This is a genomic window from Arthrobacter sp. P4_H3 (assembly GCF_056400885.1).
On the sequence record NZ_JBFUKK010000061.1, the window covers coordinates 1 to 513 of the forward strand.

The following is a 513-nucleotide window of genomic DNA, read 5'->3' on the forward strand; positions in this document are numbered from 1 at the left end:
CACCGAAGCCGACCGCGACGCCTTCCTGGCCAAGGTGGTCCAGGCGGCCGACCGCCTGTGAGGCGCACGTCTGACAGGTTATCGCAAACAAACCGAGGTGCCGCCGTGCTGGACAGGCTGAGAGACCAGTTCGAGGAGGCGTCGCTGAAATACAGCGAGGCCAACGGCCTGACCCGCGATCCCGACTGGTTCGTGCTCAAGCTGCATGAGGAGCTCGGCGAGCTGACCCAGGTCTGGAACAGGCTGACCGGGCGGGGACGCACGCATGGCCGGTCGGAAGCGGAGCTGCGGGAAGCCCTGACGGACGAGACGGCGGATCTGCTGGGCCATGTCCTGCTGTTCGCACGCCACAACCGGCTGGACCTGGCCGCGGACATCGAGCGGAAATGGCGCTTCCGGCCCGGCTAGACCTCGACCTCGACCAGCGCCGTCTCGGCCTGAGAACAGCAGGCCAGGATCCAGCCCTCGGCAATCTCGTCATCGGCGATGCCGCCCATATGCTCCATCCGGACC

Annotated in this window: 1 protein-coding gene; it reads left to right on the plus strand. The window is 67.1% G+C overall.

Annotation, left to right across the window (positions count from 1 at the left end; all coding sequences use genetic code 11):
* The first annotated feature begins 105 nt into the window (after positions 1 to 105).
* Positions 106 to 408 (plus strand): pyrophosphatase, encoded by a 303-nt coding sequence (locus tag AC1DRE_RS25155; protein WP_476987173.1) that lies wholly within the window; start codon positions 106 to 108, stop codon positions 406 to 408.
* Positions 409 to 513: the final 105 nt, after the last annotated feature.